Raw genomic sequence first — 20152 nt, forward strand, 5'->3', positions numbered from 1 at the left:
TCTAATCCCCGGTTATCTCTTTTCAATTTTTATTATCGTACTCTTCTTTTAAAATACCCATATGTATAATGTCATTCCATTGACCATTTCTAAACAAAGATTGGCGACTAATCCCTTCTTCATTAAATCCTAACTTCTTATATAAATTAATTGCTTTCTCATTAAATGAAAAAACCTTCAATGATACCCGATGTAAATTCAATTCCTGAAAGGCATAATTAAGTAATAAACTAAATGCTTCAGAACCATATCCTTTGCCCCAATATTCTTTCTCCCCTATATCAATAATTGCTTCAGCGTTTCTATTTTTGGAATCAATATTTATTAGTGAGGTAATCCCGACTGGAATTTCATCTTCTCTGTCTACTATGATGTAGCTTTTTGATGAGGTAGAACTCATAAGTACATTTTCAACAAATGATCTTGTATCATCCATTGTGTTCAGATCCAAAGATAGATTTGTAGAAACCATGACATCCATGTCATTTCTCCACTTATGGTAGTTTTCGGCATGGCACTTCTCTACTTTTCGCAAATTAATTCGTTTTGTTGAGAACATAAAAATCCCTCCAATTATTCATTCGTTACCTTTTTGATTGAGGATAAGCTAGTACCCGCAGCGCCTTGAGAGTGATCATCATGAAATTAAACGTCTTTGTTTAGTGCTTCTTTAGAGCAGGTTGTCCATTTATTACGCCATTTCGCTAACAATGACCGATCGTTCCAATCACGATATTTAACGGTGAATCCTTCTTTTGTGATTTCTCGAGTGGTCATCAAGCCATGAGCATGAGGGTTTGTTAGATCTTGCCGATGAATGGCAATATCAGTCACCATTCCGTGAAGGACAAACTCTGTTTGAACATAGTCTTTAATTAGATCAGTCTGCTGGTTTGCTGACAGTTCTCCAGGAAGCGATACCTTGATCTCTCTTGCTACTTGGGAGTTTATGCGTGTCTCAGATTTCTCAACTTCGTTCCTTAGACAGTTTCGGTCGTGTACTCATTCAGGAGTATGAGAAGGAGAATCATGTTTTCTGGTTGTATGTCCCGTTTGTAGATTGTCAGTTCACCTGTGTGTGGGTCTTGAAGTTGTTCTCCTAATTGATACGCAGCAGAAAAAATAGCAGACTCACCTTTGTTTCTTGAAAGCACTCGGGCAGAAAAGGTATAATGTACCATAAAATTTAGGGTAAAGATCTCAACTAATTTCAATTGAACAAGCTGCAGAAGGAGTACGAGCAGACTGCTTGAAATGGATAACCGTAATAGAATTGTAGATTTAATTACTAAAAGCAGGAATAAGTTTCGATAACTTCGCAGTCAATTGAGTTTGAGCGAATTTCTTAATAGAGTTTTATTAAAGAGATCGTTTATTAATCTATAGACAATTTTAAGTTAAAGGTGTGTCCATTTTTCGTCCTCTTCAAATGTGATCACGCAATCAAGATAGCTTTTCATTTTTTTATCGATCTTCCGGTTAAAATAGGTGCTCCAATTTTCCTGATCGCGGGGTGCAGGAATAGAGTGAATCTTTTTCAAAATATTCCCTGATGTTATGCCAAGTTTATATTGTTTAGCTTGAGAAATATTTCCTTTACTGGAACAACGGTCCTCTTTTTAACATGATGAGCACCAGCCATCTTGACCAACTGTTCAACAGTGCCTATCAACCTACCGCCTCCAGCACATCAGAAAATGAGGTAGAAAAACAGCTGATACAACTGCAGGCAGAAAAGGGGATTCAACAAGAACCTGTAACAGATGAAGACATGGAAGCACTAAGGGAGTATGTGCTGAATCCATCCACACACTCTTCTTCTGACTCTTCATCTCCAGCAGACGCAGGTGACTGGGATTACCCTGATCCCACCTTAGCTGACATGAGAAAAGTGCTCGGTAATCCTAATTCAGATGTAGGAGTGGCCGAAGGCGGGTACTACTTTGTCAGCGGCATGAGATTCATGTTCGAAGACGTCGCCGTGCTGCTGGACCCGGAATCCACCCCGGATGAAATCGCCCTGGCCTACATGTTTACCTTCTTCAAACCGTTGAAAGCCGCTGATAAAGGGCTTGATTTGGCTGGTGGTGGGAAGAAGGCTGAGGATGTTGGGGGTAAGGGTGTTAGTAACTCTAAATGGAAATCATCAGAATTATTAGATGAACTGGAAAATAGCGGCGTGAAATTTAATCCCGATGAAGTGATGGCTCTCACAAAAACAGCAAGTGGTAAGTTAGTCTGGCTTGAAAAGGGTACCTCAAATGGAGGTTTTGAACATGTAATGCGTCATGTAGATTAGTTTGCAGCCAAGGGGATAAATTCAAATGAAATTCCAGATTTACTAATGCAGGCGTTAAGTAAAGGTAAGGTTGTTGGTACTCAAGGTCGAGGAAACGGAAGACCAATCTATGAAGTAGTATTTAACGGACAGAGACAAAGAGTTGCTATAACTGTAGGGAAAAATGGATTTATTGTAGGTGCAAATCCAAAATCATTACCATAATAAGGGGGGGAACCATGAATATTATTAAGATATTTCTGGAGTATCAATGCTATCCAATGTGGATATATGATGAACAGGGTGAATTAGTTGATAATGATTTAGTTGGAGAATTGGAGAATGATGAAGAAATTGATAATATGCTTTTAGAGATACAGAATCTATACGATAATTTATTTGAAGACAATTCTATCAACTTTGAGTTCAAAGGATTTTCAAATGAAAATGAAAAGACCATATTTTTTAAGAAGGTAGAAAACACTATAACCTTAATTAAAGAAAAGATAGGAGATAAGTATATTGTTGAGAATACGGTAGAAATTTAATTAAATTGAAAAACAACCTTGAATAGCTGTTGGGGTCAGCCAGTGATGAATAGTCAGCTAATAGAGATAAATAAAATAGCCTTTCAGAACCAAATTGAATGAACCTTGATTGGCTCTATGCCTTTCAAGGTTTTTTACTTTAATTTTTTAAAAGACAGTTGATAATTGATTGAGACAATAAAAAGTTATTTGTTTTAGAATCGAAAACTCTTGATGGTTGTACCATCAACAAGAATGACAAAGCTCGGCGATAAAAGGTAGGTTACGTAAGAAGGTAACTAGTTTAGCAACAGGGCAGACAAGAATTGTAGAGGTTCATGATAATGTTAGAAGGAAAATGATGGAAAAAGGGAAACTAGCTAGAGATGCTCTAAAAATAGCTATAAATTGTGATTACCGTTACGGGAGGGTGAGAAATTGAACATTGTCAGGTATATACGAATCTCGACTCAAGGTCAAGCAGGAGATAGATGCAGCTTGAAGTATCAAGAAGATGATATCAAAGCAATTGATACCAACAAAACTCCATGGTAACTTTCCGCACATTGGCCCGGCATCCGATTTGAGAACTTGGCCAAGATATACTGAGGAATTTATGATAAAAAAGGTAGATTAGCAAGGGATATAGGTCAACCATATGATGCTCATCATATTATAGAAAATAATTTTGGCGGTCCTCACGAATGGTGGAATATACATCCCGCTAAATTTCCTGATGAACACCAGGCGGGGATTCATGGTAAGGGTTCGCCATCAAATAAGTTATTTCCAAGGAGGTAGTTTTAATGGCTACATTTGATTTTGTGAAAAATGATAAACATAAATTTATTAGACTACAAGAAAACGAACTGTTAGATGCGGAAGAAAGACTTGGGTTTGAGTTACCTAATGAACTTAAAGATTTTTACTTAGAAGTTGGGTATGGCTTTATAAAAGGAAGCGATGGGAACGCAATAAATAGAATTATGGATCCAGATACTATAGCTGATATTACTTTGAGAGAAGGTATTTTCGAGTTTGATCCAGATTTAGAAGGAATATATCAGGACGATGATAAATTAGTGTTTTATGAAGTAAACGAGGGTGTATATTTAACTCTCGATTTAAATATTCCACAACAAACTCCTATATATTTTTTTGAAACACAAATTGCTGGTTCATTGGAGGAATTTATAAGAAAGGTTGATGAGGATGCAGAGTACTTTAGGGATATGGTTTATTAATACTTCGGGTTATCAGCAATAAAATATAAAAGCAAGCGTAAAATAGTCCACATATACTACTCACGTATGGAATGTTACGCTTGAAAAGTTGGTTTTAATAATGAAATAAAAGCAGTATTAAACGAAAATGATGTAGATGTTGTTAAGGCTCATTATAGATTTTATTTATGGAAATCTTACGTTACACAACTAAATTATATAGGAGGTAAAACATAGAATAGAGTACTTGATTGTCTACTTATGGCAACAAGTGCTTTTTGTTAGAAATGTAACTTTGGACAAATTAAAATGTCTACATGAAATTCATAACTCATGAAGGTTGTACCATCAAGGCATTCTGTTTTAATACTTGCTTTGCGAGAGAAGTACCATATGAATTTATGTGCTTTATTAAAGGATAATATTTATGAAGTATTGTGATAACTAAAACTGATATAGTCATCGACTTCCTTATCAGAATAAAGAAAGCATGTGTTATATCTGAACAATAAGAAAGTGATGGAGATTTAATAACCTTGATTGGCTTAATGCCTGTCAAGGTTTCTTCGCTGGTGGGGCTACCCAAGTGGTTAAACGGTTGTTTGAGCTTAAACAGCTACATTAGAGACAAGGCGTTAACGAGAACCCCAACAGCACAAGATATAAGAAACTTTGCAAAACAAATAGACCAAAACAACCTTATTTATCGGCATTAAAATAAGAGGAGTGATAGTATGGATAAACAAAAATTGTTATTTGAGCAATTATCAGAAATAAAAGATTATTGGGTTAATACTTCAAGCGGAAGTTTAGATGACAAAGCAGACTTGATATGGTCTGAAGTAGAAGATAAATATGAAATACTTCAAAAGAAACTTACTACTCAGGAAGAAAAGGAGGCATATCAAAATGTGGTTGATGAAGTTATTAAAGGTGTAATGCACTCAATTTTAGTAATGATAGACGGTGGGGACGAATTAGCTGATAAATTATTGCTTGATTTAACTGAGCGTGACACTAATAAGTCTCTCTCGATGCAAGCAGCATTACATGAAAAATTTTATAGTTTCTTGTTAGAAAAATAGCAGGGGGAGTTATGACATGGAATGGCTAAGAAACTAACGAGAATGACAAAGCTCGTGGAGAAATCATAGTTTTATGGTTAAATAAACTGATTATTGGATTGTTGACCCCGATCCATTAAAAGGGGTAACCCACAGAAGATTTATTGAGGGCGTTGGAGTAACTGGAAAACCAAATGCAATACCAAAGAGGTGATAGTAAGAATGTATAGTTTTCAAATATGTGATGAAGCGTGTGTGAATTACAATTGGGCAACAGTATTAGTCGGGTTAAAATTAAATTGTTTTCCAATCGAATATGTCGATGATTATGCTGTTAAATACATGGCTGAACACCCTGAAATGGAAAATAAATTTTTACTGGAACTCGCGTGGGTAATAAAATCTATGAGGAGGTAATAGCTTTAATTGAAAATCTATTAATCGACTTAAAATGTAACTACAATTTGCTTCTCGAAGAACGAAAATGGAGATACTGCATCCTGAAAACTATACGGAAAGATACAGAGGATAACAAAATCCTTCTTGAAAAAGTAACACAGGTATACAGTGATTTTAACTATCCTGAGGTTATGGAAGAAATGATATATTACAACGAACCAAAAGATGGATTTAATCCATTACTTCACACCAAAGATGAGAACATTAATCGATTAATTAAAAAGATTGATGACTTTCTTGATTTGGAGATGTTAGCATTTTAAGATAATAATTCTGAACAGAGGCTGTAATATTAGAACTAAAACACTTGATTGGCATTTCTATGCATTAAGTGTTTCTTAAAACTCTCCAGTCCTATAACCAATGTATCTTAAAGATAAAAGCTTTTATAGCTCCGCAGTTATCTGTCTTTAAAAGAAGCACCACTGAAAAAGTAAGATCAATAAACTAGGAGTGATAGAATTGAACAAAGTATTTGAAGATTATTTTTCTGAATTACAAGCGGATATGGTAGCTATTTGCTTAGAATACGTGGAAAATGAAGCAGAGGATATCTACATCTACTGTTCCTATGAGCCAGAAATGTATATGTTTGACGTGTTTTTTAAAATTAATAACCAGTATGTATTTAAACATAACTTAAATGATGCAGTAGACAACAACAGCTCTATAGATAAGAAATCAATTGAATATGATACCTCAAATCAAAGACAGGAAGCAGTATTAGATATAGGACTCCAAAACTTAGAAAAAATTCATGAAATTTGCAAAGAATATGGAAGAGAAATGCCTGCAGAGATAAAATTGCGTTACAGTGTAAAAGATAACAGTTTAAAAGGTGAGTATAAGTACAATTTAGTTTATTCAAATGATGAAGAACTCTTACCGGATAATATTTTTGAATGTTGGTTTGAGGAAGTAAAAAAAGAAGCTTAATACATATAAACTGGATTATATGCAATGCACTTATTGTCTAAAAGACATTAAAGTGCATTTTTTTGTAATCGTATAATTGAGTAATCTTCTTACCGGGCATCTTATGCACCCTGCAATGAGATGCAAAATAGTTAATTCACAAAACCCTTAATAAATGAGGTAAAAGCCAATCTTACATTACAACATGTTCTAAAAGATTGAATTCTTTATTAATGATGTATTAAAACATTAGTAACTTAGGGAGGTAAATAATATGAGTAACTTGCCTGAAAAACTAGATGAAATTCTTGGAGAAAAGATGTATAAACGGGAAGATAGAAAACTAGTGCAAGATGCGTTCACACGACTAGGTGTGAATCCATCAAGTACTTTCATAGATTTTTATACTCAGTATGAAGGACCTTTTTGGGAAGAGAATCAACCTTTTGAGTTACTGGATGTAATAGATGAAGAAAATAATGTTGAAACCTACACAAACATTTCCAGGCAAGAGCATGACTTTCCTAATAAATATCTTGTGTTAAGTGAAATGACTGCAAATGCTGTATTAGTTTTGGATACTGATACGGATAAAGTTTACAAAGTTAATTTCGAGGGTGGAGATGAAAAACTTCTAAAAGGAGAGTTGAGAGAAAGTTGGTCATCTTTTTTTGAATTTCTAAAAGCATATTTTAACTGTTAAAAGCCTCGGCAGTGCCAACGGCTTATCCGGCTTCTTTTTCGGCCAGGATCGCCTTGGCAACGAAGTCACCGCAGAACAAAAAAACGAAATGAGATATAAATAAATAAAGGAGCTGATACAGGATTATGGAACAAAAACTTGGGTTTTTAAGAAAATATAACAGAAATGCACAACTTATATCATGCCATGAGATTCATCAACTTGAATGTGGGAAAATACCAAATTCATGGTATGAATTGTTTCAAGAAGAAAACGCAGCCAGGAGAGTTGAGATGATTTTATCTTTTTGGAAAGAGCGAGTAGGGGTGGAATTAAGAAACACTATTTCTTATTTATCTAGGCACCTTGAAGAAGTAGAGCTTATGGACATAAATGGTAGGTATTCAATCTTATACACTATTAAAACAGATGATGGTGAAATTCGTTATTATGAGGGGGGGAATCCCAAAGATGAGTTTAATAATAAAGAATTAGAAAAATCTTGGGGTAAATTTCCTTCAACGATAAGAAATTTTTATCAAACTGTTCATAATGGTTTCTATTATTATTCGAGCCAATCTATGGGTTTAGTTCCTTTAGAAGATGTAACTTTTTTTGATGATGATGAATGGGGGATTATCGAGGAGTTAGAAGAGCCTTTACAAATTGATTTACAAACTACTTTTGGTTTCTTCAAAAGTGGTATGGGTGGCTATGTTGCAGTAGATTATAAGAATTTTAATAATGACAATGCGACTTTATGGTGGACAAATAAAGAGCCTAGATATAACTTGGATTTTTGGGACATAGTTGATGAGTGGATAGTAATTGGATTTGAAGTTTAGCTTAATCCTATGGTGGTACAACCTTCAAAGAATCAATAGCTTTTAATGGTTGTACCATCATGGACCAGGGAAACATCATTCGTGCGCCGGGTTCTAAGCGAGCGCATAATGAATTATCAGAGATAATAGAAACATTACTTGACTATGCTACATTTGTAAGAAGGTTACAGATGTGGTCTTATTATAGATACAAGGGTTCAGTAGAAGGATTACCAGGCACTCTAAAAATGAGGAGTGATAATATGGAATATAGTGGAATGGCTTCAGTGTGGTTTGGAGTTTCTAAATCGTTTGAAATTCTGGAAGAGTATGTGGATATAGAATATACGGTAGATGGAGATTCAATAGACTCAAAGTTTGGAATAAACTTTGAATTTGGCTATTATGATGAAGAGAACATTGAAATTTGTTTTTATGAAAAACCTAAAAATAATGTAGACGATATTTTAAATGATTTTTCTTATAGCGGACTAATCATCCCAAAAATAAAAGAGTTAATAAATGGCGATAAATTAGCATACAGTATTAATTCTGTTATAGTACTCTATGATTATCAATACAATAAAGTGAGAAGTGGAAATGCATCCGAAAATATAGAAATTAAATTTATTGGTACTGTTCCATACAAGTAGATCGATTTGTCATGAAGTACAAAATATTTCATAAAGGTTGTTCCAGGAAAGTGTAAGTTCATCGGGAATTGAAAAGTATGGAGTAGCGAAACTGATGGAGCTAGCAGGCTTGTTAAATTTGAAACGGAAATTTACGATAAACAAATAGAACAGATTCATTGTCACAGAGTAAGAATACATCAGGAAAAGTAAAGAAGCAGGACTATAAAGGCCCTTTGGAAGTCGAAATTCCAAGTTATTGAAAATTAATGTAAGGAGTGAAAATAAGATGAAAACATTTGAAGATAGATTTAGTGCGTTACAAGCAGATATGATCTCTATATGTATGGAGTACGTTGATGATCGAGCAGATAAAGTATATGTTTATGCTTCAATCGAAGCAGGAATGATTTCAGGAGGTTTCTTTTATTCCATTAACAATAAGTGTGTAGAGCGTCATCAAGTAAATGATGCATTGGAGGATGGTGATGAAAGATATGATGTGGCTCCAAAACGACAGTCGATGGTATTGCGTATCATATGTGAAGATATTGAAAAAATAGAAGCATTGTGCAAAGAATATGAAAGAGATATGCCAACGGAAATGAAGTTAATCCATGATGTTAAGAGTGGGGATTTTAAAGCTGAATATAAGTATGATTTAGTATATACGAATGATGATGTTAAAACAGCTAGCAATATTGCAGACGAGTGGTTTGAGGAAGTAAAGAGAAATAACCTTTAAAAATTTACAGTAATTAAATATATCTTAATGGGCCTGGTAGATCTGTTAATCAAATTTTTTTAGAAGAATTTTAATGGAGAGGAGAAATATAGATGAGTAAAATAGCCATTAATATAAGCTCTAATAGTCCATTTAATATGTGTATACAACCCTTAAGAAGGTACACTGGTTTAGGAATTACAGAGATAAAATCCAAAATTGAAAACAAAGATTTTTTTGCCGAAACGGATGCAAATGATCTTGATAATATGGAAAATTTAAAAGAGTTAGTTGATAACTTATTGAAGTTAAATGCTGATGTGAAAATATTTGATAATGATGAATACGGTGAGGGGATTTTTAATTATCAGGAAATTTCGTATAACGAATTCATAAATAATATTGATCGGTTAAAAGATATTAATGAAGAATTGCAGGATTACAATGACGCTACGTCTGACGAAGTATAAAAATGTGGAATTATGATGAATGATATTTTTGTTAAATCACTTTATGAGACTACCGTTAAAGATTCAGTATAGGCCTTTGCTTCATCATGTCATTTCTAAATACTTATAGACAGTTGGTCTTGAGATCTTAAGCTCTTTAGCGATTTGTGCTACTTTAAATTTTCTCTTATGTAATTCTTGAATTTTAATATATAACACTAACTTTTCCTCCAAAATTCTAACCTCCAGTAAATTACGTCACCATTTATTTTACTAAAATAGTAGGTTGATTGAGCAAAAGTGTAAATTCTTATCGAGCAAAAAGTGTCAACTTTATTCTAGCGTTTATACGGTTAACCTTAATGACCCATATATAGGTGTAAAACAAGCATCTGAATAGTTAAAATCACAAGGAGTACCACGTCAAATCAGAAAGACTACGTTAGAATCGCTTGAGGTAAAGGTACTATTAAGCTTGATGATGCTGGTTCAAATACGTATGGATTAAGATTCTATGACGATATTAATGCTACTGCAAAGAAGATATTTATTTGAAGCATTTTCGCCACAAGTGAACAGAAGCAATTTAGCACTTCCACCAGATTGGAACAGAATGACAGGTATTCAATGGAAAATTAAGCCAGACATAATTATAATTAAAGAAAAAGCCGGCCCGCTGCTTCAAATGGGCAATTAATATATTGAAGGAGTAGAACAATGGTACATAACGAGCCTAGACGACTTAATAAAACCTTGTACTTTTTTAAGGAAGCTGAAAAAGTGAAAATAAAGTTAGAGGGTGAAATTAAAGCTCACAAATTAGCCCAAGGTAAAGAGGGGACAATAAATCAACTTGAAAATTTTTATAAAGATATAGAACTAATGATTGAATCTGAAAGTCATATCCCATCATATCCAAGGGTTATTACCGACACTTGGGATTATAATAGCGAACTTGGAAATAAATTATTAGATTTATATGAGTTTTATAAAGATAGAGGGTGAAATAATGGAGACAATTAAACATGAAACGTTTGGAGAATTAGCCTACAACTATGGTTGGAAGAGGGATCATAACATTACTTTGTTTGGACATGAAAAGACTGTCATATTAAATATTGAAGCAGAAGATGATGCAGAATTTGAAGATGCACAGGTCAATGCTTATCATACGTTTTTTAATGACAAAGAACGTCTTTTGAACTTGGCTGAGGGAGCTATCTTTAACTATTATTTAGCAGTTTACGAAGATTACAGACAGCGACTCGGTGAGAAATTCGCTGATAAGATGGCTCCTATCCTATCCACAAAGGACGAGATAGCTCATATTGTTGAACCTAAGCAACTGATATTTCCTATGATCTTTGATGAAGATGTAAGACAAGTTGGTTTGTTACTTGAATGCACGTGGGAACCTGAGCATGGTCTTGCGGTAAAATTTGAGGATGAAGAAATAGTCGAGGTTGGTTTTCAAGATATTGTTTTATAATTTGGGGACTCTTATTCGTACACTTTTCATGTTTTGATGTGTCACATAAGATTCCTATAGGCAAAAAGGGCTTTAGAAGATAAAAAGCAGAATATCTATGATCTAAGGTAATTTAGAGTGGTCTTAGGAAGAGATGAAGCTGGATTCCAGGGGATTGGAATAGATTTTATAGAAATAATCCAAATCCTGCAAAAGAAGAAGTAATAAATTATATGATTGAATTAGATAAGAAATATGGTGAAAATTTTAATCCCCCAGTGCAAAGGGTAGTTTGTAGTAGGAGGAGTAAACGAATGATATTATATTTTTTAGAACCAGAAGTCTCAGGTGGTCCTGGTGAATCTACCATTTATGGAACAGAAGAAGAAATTGCAACAGAGGGTATATCAGAAAAGGTAAAATATTTACATTTAGAATTTGAAGGATGGCTAGGAGATGACCTTTTAGAGTCAACACCAGCCTTTATCGTGACAAGTAAACTTGGAACAGAATTAGAGAATAGTGATTTTATCGATTACAAACTTGAAGAGTGTTTGATTACAAAGTCAGATGAGTTTATAGAAATGTATCCAGATAAAGAAATACCTGCATTTAGCAGATTTATTCCGCTTGGTAAAGTTGAAATAGAAGAAGAGAACTTCAAAAATTGGTCAGGACATCATTTCTGTTTATCCCCGAAAGGCGAGTTAGTTGTAACGCAAGAAGCATTGGATTTTTTAAATACGTTTTCAATAGATAATTGTATTATTACACCTCTAACACAGGAATAAATTATATAAGCCATCTGGTGGGAAACTTGATGGAGATGTATTCAAAAATACTACCTAATGCACCAGGAAGAATGTGGTATGAAGCGGATGTAGTCCTAAATAACACAATGGCAAGAAGTAAACAGCCCGGTTCAAGACTACTTTATTCTAACGATGGGCAAATGTATATAACTACTGATCATTAAAAACAGTTCATTTTATCAGAACTTATAAATAAAGAGAGAGATGATATTGATGACACAGGAGAATGAATCAAAACAAGATAGACTTATATTGGATGTGAGTGCAGTTCAAATGAAGTTTGAGAATCTTTTGGTAGTCTCTCTTCAAAGTTTCGACACCCTTCAAAAATAAAAGTTTCAGGTAAATCAATTAGTCTAGTAATTGCATCCCTAAACCTCTTAAATGATTTTAACGAACAACATCCATACTGGAAATGTAATGCCGTTTATAAATAATATTTTAAACCTTGATTGGCTAAATGCTTTTCAAGGTTTTTTACTTTAATTTTTATTAAACCAGTTGATAATGACATTTTACTAGGCAGGGGTAGTTATTATATGGAGTCGGTAAAAAACTAACAAGATTGACAAAGCTCCTGGCGATAAAAGGTAGGTTACATAAGAAGGTAAATAGTTTAGCATCAGGGCAGACAAAAATGGTGTTGTATTTATACAAAAGACGGTCGTATTATACTCGCTATTCGTTAAAAAACGTTACGTAAATTACAATTTATGTAACGGGAGTACAGATGTGATTAATATTTAATTATGATTGTAGGAGGTTTAGTATGACAGCCTGCGGAGTATCAATTGGTAATGGAAAATAAATTGATAGGGGAATTTTAGTATGGTGAAAATTGAATGCTCACATAAAAAACTTTCTGTGGAAGAGATTGAGCAGTTTGAAATAAAACATAGTTTGAAATTAACGGAAAAATATAAGAAGTTTTTACTACAATGGAATGGTGGATATCCAGAACTTAGTATTTTTAAGATTTCTGATGAACTTGGGAAAAGTGTTTTGAATGTATTTAATGGACTTGGAGATATGTATGATAATTTAGAGAAGGTTATAGATATATATGAGTTTAGGCTTGCAAAGGGCTTTATTCCAATTGCAGATGATTCAGCAGGAAATGTTATATGCTTAGGTACGGAAGAGCCATATTATGAAAAAATTTATTTTTGGAATCATGAGCAAGAACCAGAGGATCCTGATGATATGAGTAATATGTATTTTTTAGCAAGTGATATTAATGGATTTTTAGATAATTTATATGAGGACACTAAAGAATAAAAAGAAGCATTAACAACGAAGAACATTATATAGCTAATTATAAAGCACTTGATTGCCTAATTAGGCAACAGGTGTTTTTGTTTTATGATAAGAATTTTTATTGAACAACATTTGACTATGCTTTACTGAATTTCATAGCTTTTGAAGGTAGTACCATCATGGAGTAGCGATTTAAAACGTGAATGAACGAAAAATAGTAAGAAATGATTTATATTACATTTAAATGGTAGGATAGTTATAATGAGGGATGTCTGACAAACTAAGGAGATTGATAAAGCTCGTGGCGATGCTCATGATGGGCTCCATGCTTCCATTTGGCGCTGGTATGTAATTGAATAAGGCAATGGGAATGCGATAAACAAGAGTTACAGTAATAGAAAAGTGATAAAAGATAATTTATATGAAGGTTAAAACGGCTTACCCAATATATTAAGGAAGTGTACAAATATGAAATATGAAATCAAGTTTAGGGAAAACGAAAGAGGAATTGAGGTGGAGGTTCCAGATGCTATTTCCGCAGTAGCAATACTTCTATATGGGCGATGTTCAAAGCAACAGTCAACCATGGTTAAAATTAATAAATAAAGTTATAAGAGGTGAGTCTAATTATGAGGAAGGTACAGGAAATAATTGTACATTAAAGATTAATCAAGAGATAACAAAAATACTTGATAACTATAGTGAGGAAGAAGATGAATGTGAAATTGAAACAAACGAGCTAAAGAAGATAATAGAATTGTGGGCAGAAAAGATAAATAGGACTGTTGAGTAAATGATATAAAAACCTTGAATGGCATGCTAATAAAGTTTCTTTATTTGAGGAGCTGCCCAGTGCCGAATCACTTCCATGGTATGATGAAAAATAAATAGTCCACAAGGATATACATGGCATCACGTAAAAGATGGAAAGACAATGATGTTAGTTCAAAGTGATATTCATTGAGAAGTGAGACATACTCGTGGCGCTTCATCCATTATAAAAGGCTTAGACCATAGAAAATAACGGAGGTGTTTTATGATTAATTTAGTTTCAAATAAGGGATTTAATGAAAATGAATTAATTGCATTTTCTGAAATGATTGGTTATGAGTTACCAACTGATTACATTGAATTTTTACGACATCGTAATGGTGGCTATGTGAATAATAGCTTTAGTACTTATTATAAAAATGAAGAGCAAACGTTTATTTTGACATCTATGTTTGGATTAGGGTCAGACGATGATTTACTAAATCTATTTAAAACATATAAAAATAGAATACCTGATACATGTATTCCAATAGGAAGAGATGCGGGCGGGAATTTGGTGTGTTTAAATTTATCAGAAGTTAATTATGGATATATTTACTTTTGGGATCATGAAGAAGAACTTAACTATGAAGAAAGAAAAATAGCTAGTAATGATTTGTATTTTATTGCAGACTCATTTAAAGAGTTTTTAAATTCTATTGAAACAGATAATATAAAGGAATCAGAAGTAGAAGGCTATGAAGTAAAAAAAGTTTGGGTAGACCCAGATTTTCTAAAAGAGTTAGAAAACAACTCCGACAAATAGAGTTTTGGACTATAAATAAACGGTTATCTTTAGGATAGCCGTTTATTTATAGTAGATTTTAATTCATAATTTATGAAAATAGAACAAAGTAAACTAGCAAGGAATACTAAAGTTGGCAATATACAAACTCATAAAGCTAATTGTAGACGTCAAGTTGAATTTACACTTTTTGCTCGTTTCCTTTTTACACTTCTGCAACTGGGAACGATTTTGAAATAGAGCCTCTATAGAGAAAGTAAAACATTGAACAAAGTACTTGATGTCTACTAAAGGCAACCGGTGCTTTTTTGTTTATGCGGGAAATTTATTCATAGCTCATGAAGTTAGTACCACCGAGGCGTTGTGTTTTCGTACTGTTTATAATATTAATGAGATACGTGACACCAGGACAAAAAAATAGTTATTCGAATGTGAAATTATCACGTTAGTGGGAGGAGTATAAATGGAAAAATACTTTAAAGATTTTAAGTTACATAATAAAGTATGGAGTGAAATCCTTGAAAAATATAAGCAGTTGGTACCAAATGAAATTATTGATTTATGGAGTAATTATGGATTTGGTACATTTATGCAAGGGTATTTGAAAAGTGTAAATCCAGAGGAATTTAAAGAGGTCCTGGGGGAAAGTAGTCAAAGATATAAGGATTCAGTTGTATTATTTGCTACAGGTATGGGTGACCTGATTATTTGGTCAGATGGATATGTAAGACTACTTAATTACAGGTATGGTGTGGTAAAGACAATACTGTTTACATTTGAATTTTTCTTTCAAAACATCAATGATTTGGAATAACTACTTGTGGAGAAGTAAAAAGTGCATATATTTTAAATTGGATCCCAGAACAAGGCGAAGACATATACACGATTTTAGTTAACCTTGATAGAATTGCTAAAATTGAAATGAGTAGAGTCGATCGTTCAGTAGCTCCTGTAATTGACACTTTTGATTTGAAAGAGTTTCAAAGAGGGTTAAGTAAAATATTTCAAATTAAATTAGCCGTAGCGATTGATTTAGCGAAAAGGGAACATGTGAACGGTTAGATGGTGCACTTTTATCTCTGTTCAGACTTAGACAGCCATTGGACGTATAGTTAAGGAGTGACAATAAGAATGGAGTGATTCAATTGATAAAAAATTAGAAGGACTATTGGATATACTAATTAAACTAAATTCAAATACAAACATTTTGAATGAAAATGAATTTATTGAGCAACAAAACCTTGATGATTTTAAAAAATTAACTAAAGATTTAGATCAAGTATTAATCAATTTCGGTTCATTGGATGCATACGACGGTAATGAAATAGAGAAAATGTTATTTGAAATCCATAGAATTATAACTACGCTGGAATGGCATTTTTCGGAAATTAATACTTTAAACATTTCAATTTTAAAAGACTATAAAAATAAAATTAGTATGAAATGACAAGTCCTATAATCGTCACGTGCATAACCTTGTGTTATGACCCGGTTCCATCCTATAAACTCTTCGTTGCATAATTGTAAGGAAAACTGATTTTGATTCCAGTAAAGGAGAGAAAGAATAATGGGGTACGAATCTATGAAGGCAAAACGAGAAAATAGTTTCTATCCAATAACCGAAAATGAAATTAAAAAAGTTGAGGAAGAACTGGATTTAAAATTTCCTAAGGAGTTAGTTAATTTTTATTTAGAGGTTGGCTACGGATTTATTGAAGGTTCTGAGTTTAATATTAATCGTATGATGGACCCATATTCAGTAAGGGATTTTAGATTAAGAGTTAATGATTTTGAGTTTTATCCCGATATAGAAATCTATGATGAATTTGAGAATAACAAACTAATATTTTTTGAAGGCAGTGAATCAGCTTTAATGGCTATCGAATTAAATGAAACGAATAGCAGTCCGGTTTACTATTATGATGTTAAAATAGCTGCTTCTCTTGAAGAATTTTTTAGGAAAATACAAGAAAACGACAAATATTACTTGGAGCTATTCGTTGAAAAAGAAACTTAATATCGCGTATAACTAACAAGGTTAAAAGAGTATTAATATTGAATTAAACTATAAAGCACTTGATTGTCAGATAAACAACAAGTGTTTTTTGTATTGAATATAAACAGGAAGTGCTAAGAGAGTATCTCCAAGACTAATCGTTAATTTAGGAGTGATACTTATGGATTATGAAGAATTAAAACAACGAGCAGCGATGGGAGAGGAGTTTCAATTCTATTATCGAAACCAAAGTTATTGGATTAGCAGAAATAGTGATGGGTACTATTTAACAAGAGTTAGAGATCACTATTCGCAATCCTTCAAAACATCAAATGAATTGTTTGCGAATGGTCAAATAGATGGTAAAAGTATACTAGAGTTATGGAAAGAAATTGAGATATAGATGCTGTTACCTTAATGGGCTTCATTTCTTTCGAAGGTTTTTTTCTATGGTAAGCAGCCGTATAAGAAAGGTGCATTCATTAGTATTGCCGCTTCTATTTGATTTATGGTTCTTTACAAATTAATGGGTAAAGAAGCTTTATTAGCTAGATGTTTAACAAGTTTTTACGCTTCAATTTATTTTACAACAGGTGATTATTGGGTGAGATAGTAAGAAAACGTTTTGTATAGAGAGCTCATCATAATAGCACCATTATAGAGTATCGTGATAACAGGTGGATGAACTGGAGTCTATCATTACATATTAAACTCAGCATTAAAAGAACAGATTGAACGTAATAAAAATGTATTCAGAAAGGAGGAAATAAAATGAACGAGATTTTTGTTAAATCACTTTATGATTCTGTAGTTCAAGAAAACCTTCAACTTTTTAAAAACATGTATGAAACAACGAATATTACTCCTGAAACCAACGATTACTGGAAAAAAGCTATTGGATTTTACGATACTTTAACGGATGAAAATAAAAAAATTTTAATGAGAATAATTGAACAAACCATGATTGATACTCTTTCAAACATGCTGGGTGTCATTGATGGAAGCTCAACTTTAAATGATTGTCCGTTAGAGCCCACATTACTGCTTGTTTCCAACGATACAGAAGGAGAACTACAAGATTTGTTTTTAGAATTCATAGAAGAAAGAGATAGAGATAGATAAATTAATGCCTGAAGGGTGTAGCATTAGAATCAAAGGAAACAAAAGGTTTCTGTTACAATAATGTAAAAATAGGAGTCGATTTATTTGGAAGAATTAAGTAAAATACTTCCTCCTCCAAAAACTCCACAGAAAACTGGGGATAAAGAACAATGGAGAAAATTTTTTGGCACTCTTGGTACGGAACTGCCTTCAGACTATGTAAAATATATTGAAACTTATGGTACGGGTGGTATTGACCATTTTTTGTGGATATTAACTCCTTTTGCAAACGATAAAAATGTAAATTATCTATGTAGGCAGAAGGAAATAGCAGTAGCATATATTCAATCTAAGAGAAATTTTCCGCAATATTATAAACATGATGTTTATCCTTCCAATGGAGGACTACTTCCATGGGCATACACTGATAATGGCGACGAATTGTACTGGTTAACAGATGGAAAACCAGATGAATGGAAAATTGTAGTGTATGAATCAAGGTCGCTAGAGAATTATACATACTCACTTACAATGGTGGAATTTTTATCTCAAATAATAACGAAAGAATTAAGATGCAAAGCATTCCCTGATGACTTTCCTAGTAATGAAACTACATTTGTTTCAGTATGTTGAGTAGTTATTACCTTAATTTAGGATGGTAACAGAATGAAGGGTGTTATTAATCTATCAGAACCTTTAAGGAGGTAAAAATAATGAAACAGGTTGTTTCTTTGTGGTTAGGAAACTTTCAAAACTTTGATGAGCTAGAAAAGTATACTGAAGTACAATATAACGAAGATGGAGATAGTATTCCTTCACCTTTTGAAAAGGAATTTAAATTAGGCTATTTTGATAGAGATTTAATAGAGAAGGATTGCATACCAGATGCTGAAGATGATATAGAAAAGCTGCTAATAGATTTTTCATATGATGATCAGCTGATAAAACAGTTTACAGATGTTGAATTAAGTTCTAAGTATAATACCATTATTGTAATTTACAACTACAATTTTACTAACGATGGTAGAACAATAAATTCAGTAAACAATCTTGAATACGAGCTAAATTTTATAGGTACAGCTGAATATGTAGACTGATTACTAAACCTTCTTGGTGTTGTAAAGCACTTGGTTGTGGGAAGGGTGCCACTAGAGCACAACTAACTTTTTAAAATAAATCAATAAATGATCTTGAAAAGCTATTCAAGCGGTAATGAACCAAAATAGAAATGCTCATACTGCAGGAGAGGCTTAGGTCAGTGTCAAATTTATATCACGGAGTATGTAACTTTGAATAAAATATCATTGCACTTTCTACAAATTTAGAACTCAAGATAAGCAATTATACTTTTCCAATAGTCTTAACCTTCTATGATCTTATCTTTTGTTAATGACCACTGATTTTCAATAAGATGATAAAAGATTGTTTCCTCGAGATTTGATTCCCATCATTCCGGTAGCATGCAGCATGCTGATGGATGCGTTAAATAAAAGAAAAGTAGTTAAAGAAGTAAAAAACCCTTTATGAAGTAGTATTCAGCGGCAGGCGCAACGAGTTGCTATTACAGATGAAAATTGGATCAGATACGGTGGAACAACAGATGAGTTATGGGAAAGGAGGCTATTGAAATGAAATTTGGTGAAAACACTCAATTAGTAGAAGAAGTAATGGATTTTATTCGTAATCATAAGATGTTTAATAAGTATAACTTTCCTGTAAATAACGTAGAGGTAATGAATGATTTCAGTAAAGCCCAAACCCTCGCCTGGTCTCGGGACTCAAATGAAGTTGATGCTGTTTGGGAATATGTTAAATTACAGGAAGCAGAAAGGATTGTTGAAAAAGTATATGATTTGGATTTAGTAACTCAGCAAGATGACTTAGTTGATTTTTTTAATGACCGTGTTAATTACTCGGATGATTTTCTTCCTTTTGATTACATTGATATTAATGAGGAAGTTGAGGGAGATCTCACGATGTGTGCATTAAATCGATTAGTTAATGGGAAAACAGAAAATTTTCATGAAAAACTTTTCCAAGTTTATAAGCAAGGAGCTTGGCCATGCGGGTGGAAGGGGAAATACCCTGCTGGTAAAATTATTGTGTATGTGCCCTAAACAAAAGATATGTACACCTTGCTCGGCAATGTCTCTTTCAGCGTTTCTTTTTTAGTGCTCACTGGTGAT

The 20152-nt window shown here is 33.1% G+C and carries 28 protein-coding genes and 4 pseudogenes; 28 read left to right on the plus strand and 4 right to left on the minus strand.

What is annotated here, in order from left to right:
- Nucleotides 1-22: 22 nt before the first annotated feature.
- From P6709_RS06490 to P6709_RS06495, 3 genes and pseudogenes are all read right to left on the minus strand, one after another.
- Entirely contained in the window at nucleotides 23-559 is a 537-nt protein-coding gene (locus P6709_RS06490; protein WP_278240085.1) for a GNAT family N-acetyltransferase, read from the minus strand.
- Nucleotides 560-645: 86 nt separating this feature from the next.
- Nucleotides 646-987: pseudogene (locus P6709_RS20515) on the minus strand (MobA/MobL family protein); the annotation flags it as partial.
- Nucleotides 988-1397: 410 nt separating this feature from the next.
- Nucleotides 1398-1541: a hypothetical protein gene (locus P6709_RS06495; protein WP_278240086.1), complete on the minus strand. Its 144-nt coding sequence runs from the start codon at nucleotides 1539-1541 to the stop codon at nucleotides 1398-1400.
- Nucleotides 1542-1624: 83 nt separating this feature from the next.
- On the opposite strand from P6709_RS06495, the gene P6709_RS06500 reads away from it, so the two are divergent.
- The 12 genes and pseudogenes from P6709_RS06500 (at nucleotide 1625) to P6709_RS06550 (ending at nucleotide 9798) form a co-directional block, all read left to right on the plus strand.
- Nucleotides 1625-2299 (plus strand): hypothetical protein, encoded by a 675-nt coding sequence (locus P6709_RS06500; protein WP_278240087.1) that lies wholly within the window; start codon nucleotides 1625-1627, stop codon nucleotides 2297-2299.
- 218 nt (nucleotides 2300-2517) lie between these two features.
- Nucleotides 2518-2826, plus strand: a complete 309-nt coding sequence (locus P6709_RS06505) for a hypothetical protein (RefSeq protein WP_278240088.1) — start codon at nucleotides 2518-2520, stop codon at nucleotides 2824-2826.
- Between the two features lie 627 nt (nucleotides 2827-3453).
- Nucleotides 3454-3606, plus strand: a pseudogene (locus P6709_RS20525) (WXG100 family type VII secretion target); the annotation flags it as partial.
- Between the two features lie 5 nt (nucleotides 3607-3611).
- Entirely contained in the window at nucleotides 3612-4049 is a 438-nt protein-coding gene (locus P6709_RS06510) for an SMI1/KNR4 family protein (RefSeq protein WP_278240089.1), read from the plus strand.
- A gap of 713 nt (nucleotides 4050-4762) precedes the next feature.
- Nucleotides 4763-5113, plus strand: coding sequence for a histidine kinase (locus P6709_RS06515; RefSeq protein ID WP_278240090.1), 351 nt, complete (start codon nucleotides 4763-4765; stop codon nucleotides 5111-5113).
- A gap of 368 nt (nucleotides 5114-5481) precedes the next feature.
- Nucleotides 5482-5814, plus strand: coding sequence for a DUF2247 family protein (locus tag P6709_RS06520; protein ID WP_278240091.1), 333 nt, complete (start codon nucleotides 5482-5484; stop codon nucleotides 5812-5814).
- 199 nt (nucleotides 5815-6013) lie between these two features.
- Nucleotides 6014-6487: a DUF600 domain-containing protein gene (locus P6709_RS06525; protein ID WP_278240092.1), complete on the plus strand. Its 474-nt coding sequence runs from the start codon at nucleotides 6014-6016 to the stop codon at nucleotides 6485-6487.
- Between the two features lie 253 nt (nucleotides 6488-6740).
- A complete protein-coding gene (locus tag P6709_RS06530) occupies nucleotides 6741-7169 on the plus strand; it encodes an SMI1/KNR4 family protein (protein ID WP_278240093.1) in 429 nt (142 codons plus the stop codon).
- Nucleotides 7170-7294: 125 nt separating this feature from the next.
- Nucleotides 7295-7993 carry an SMI1/KNR4 family protein gene (locus P6709_RS06535; protein WP_278240094.1) on the plus strand — a complete coding sequence of 233 codons (699 nt, stop codon included), beginning with the start codon at nucleotides 7295-7297 and terminating at the stop codon, nucleotides 7991-7993.
- A 242-nt stretch (nucleotides 7994-8235) separates the two neighbouring features.
- On the plus strand, nucleotides 8236-8625 hold the full coding sequence (locus P6709_RS06540; protein ID WP_278240521.1) for an immunity 22 family protein: 390 nt from the start codon (nucleotides 8236-8238) through the stop codon (nucleotides 8623-8625).
- Between the two features lie 268 nt (nucleotides 8626-8893).
- Nucleotides 8894-9349, plus strand: coding sequence for an immunity protein YezG family protein (locus P6709_RS06545; RefSeq protein WP_278240095.1), 456 nt, complete (start codon nucleotides 8894-8896; stop codon nucleotides 9347-9349).
- Between the two features lie 92 nt (nucleotides 9350-9441).
- Complete coding sequence (locus tag P6709_RS06550; protein ID WP_278240096.1) at nucleotides 9442-9798, plus strand: hypothetical protein; 357 nt, start codon at nucleotides 9442-9444, stop codon at nucleotides 9796-9798.
- A 62-nt stretch (nucleotides 9799-9860) separates the two neighbouring features.
- Here the strand turns inward: P6709_RS06550 and P6709_RS06555 are convergent.
- A pseudogene (locus P6709_RS06555) lies at nucleotides 9861-9996 on the minus strand (helix-turn-helix domain-containing protein); the annotation flags it as partial.
- A 295-nt stretch (nucleotides 9997-10291) separates the two neighbouring features.
- On the opposite strand from P6709_RS06555, the gene P6709_RS06560 reads away from it, so the two are divergent.
- From P6709_RS06560 to P6709_RS06640, 16 genes and pseudogenes are all read left to right on the plus strand, one after another.
- Nucleotides 10292-10474, plus strand: coding sequence for a hypothetical protein (locus P6709_RS06560; protein WP_278240097.1), 183 nt, complete (start codon nucleotides 10292-10294; stop codon nucleotides 10472-10474).
- 20 nt (nucleotides 10475-10494) lie between these two features.
- A complete protein-coding gene (locus tag P6709_RS06565) occupies nucleotides 10495-10782 on the plus strand; it encodes a hypothetical protein (RefSeq protein WP_278240098.1) in 288 nt (95 codons plus the stop codon).
- Between the two features lie 4 nt (nucleotides 10783-10786).
- Nucleotides 10787-11266 (plus strand): DUF6985 domain-containing protein, encoded by a 480-nt coding sequence (locus tag P6709_RS06570; protein WP_278240099.1) that lies wholly within the window; start codon nucleotides 10787-10789, stop codon nucleotides 11264-11266.
- Nucleotides 11267-11559: 293 nt separating this feature from the next.
- Nucleotides 11560-12036 carry a hypothetical protein gene (locus P6709_RS06575; RefSeq protein WP_278240100.1) on the plus strand — a complete coding sequence of 159 codons (477 nt, stop codon included), beginning with the start codon at nucleotides 11560-11562 and terminating at the stop codon, nucleotides 12034-12036.
- 849 nt (nucleotides 12037-12885) lie between these two features.
- Nucleotides 12886-13335 carry an SMI1/KNR4 family protein gene (locus P6709_RS06585; protein WP_278240101.1) on the plus strand — a complete coding sequence of 150 codons (450 nt, stop codon included), beginning with the start codon at nucleotides 12886-12888 and terminating at the stop codon, nucleotides 13333-13335.
- 535 nt (nucleotides 13336-13870) lie between these two features.
- Entirely contained in the window at nucleotides 13871-14107 is a 237-nt protein-coding gene (locus tag P6709_RS06590; protein ID WP_278240102.1) for a hypothetical protein, read from the plus strand.
- A gap of 90 nt (nucleotides 14108-14197) precedes the next feature.
- The gene (locus P6709_RS06595) at nucleotides 14198-14278 is read left to right on the plus strand and encodes an HNH endonuclease (protein WP_278240523.1); all 81 of its coding nucleotides are present in this window, start codon (nucleotides 14198-14200) and stop codon (nucleotides 14276-14278) included.
- Nucleotides 14279-14350: 72 nt separating this feature from the next.
- Nucleotides 14351-14890, plus strand: a complete 540-nt coding sequence (locus P6709_RS06600) for an SMI1/KNR4 family protein (protein WP_278240103.1) — start codon at nucleotides 14351-14353, stop codon at nucleotides 14888-14890.
- Between the two features lie 442 nt (nucleotides 14891-15332).
- Nucleotides 15333-15680 (plus strand): annotated as a pseudogene (locus P6709_RS06605) (GAD-like domain-containing protein); the annotation flags it as partial.
- Between the two features lie 357 nt (nucleotides 15681-16037).
- The gene (locus tag P6709_RS06610) at nucleotides 16038-16316 is read left to right on the plus strand and encodes a hypothetical protein (protein WP_278240105.1); all 279 of its coding nucleotides are present in this window, start codon (nucleotides 16038-16040) and stop codon (nucleotides 16314-16316) included.
- A gap of 120 nt (nucleotides 16317-16436) precedes the next feature.
- Nucleotides 16437-16886, plus strand: a complete 450-nt coding sequence (locus P6709_RS06615) for an SMI1/KNR4 family protein (RefSeq protein ID WP_278240106.1) — start codon at nucleotides 16437-16439, stop codon at nucleotides 16884-16886.
- Nucleotides 16887-17046: 160 nt separating this feature from the next.
- Nucleotides 17047-17268 carry a hypothetical protein gene (locus P6709_RS06620; protein ID WP_278240107.1) on the plus strand — a complete coding sequence of 74 codons (222 nt, stop codon included), beginning with the start codon at nucleotides 17047-17049 and terminating at the stop codon, nucleotides 17266-17268.
- A 368-nt stretch (nucleotides 17269-17636) separates the two neighbouring features.
- Nucleotides 17637-17987: a transposase gene (locus P6709_RS06625; protein ID WP_278240108.1), complete on the plus strand. Its 351-nt coding sequence runs from the start codon at nucleotides 17637-17639 to the stop codon at nucleotides 17985-17987.
- 84 nt (nucleotides 17988-18071) lie between these two features.
- Nucleotides 18072-18599, plus strand: coding sequence for an SMI1/KNR4 family protein (locus P6709_RS06630; RefSeq protein ID WP_278240109.1), 528 nt, complete (start codon nucleotides 18072-18074; stop codon nucleotides 18597-18599).
- 80 nt (nucleotides 18600-18679) lie between these two features.
- Nucleotides 18680-19063 carry an immunity 22 family protein gene (locus P6709_RS06635; protein WP_278240110.1) on the plus strand — a complete coding sequence of 128 codons (384 nt, stop codon included), beginning with the start codon at nucleotides 18680-18682 and terminating at the stop codon, nucleotides 19061-19063.
- Between the two features lie 531 nt (nucleotides 19064-19594).
- The gene (locus P6709_RS06640) at nucleotides 19595-20083 is read left to right on the plus strand and encodes a cytoplasmic protein (protein WP_278240111.1); all 489 of its coding nucleotides are present in this window, start codon (nucleotides 19595-19597) and stop codon (nucleotides 20081-20083) included.
- Nucleotides 20084-20152 lie beyond the last annotated feature (69 nt).

Source organism: Jeotgalibacillus sp. ET6 (assembly GCF_029667115.1).
Classification (GTDB): Bacteria; Bacillota; Bacilli; order Bacillales; family Jeotgalibacillaceae; genus Jeotgalibacillus.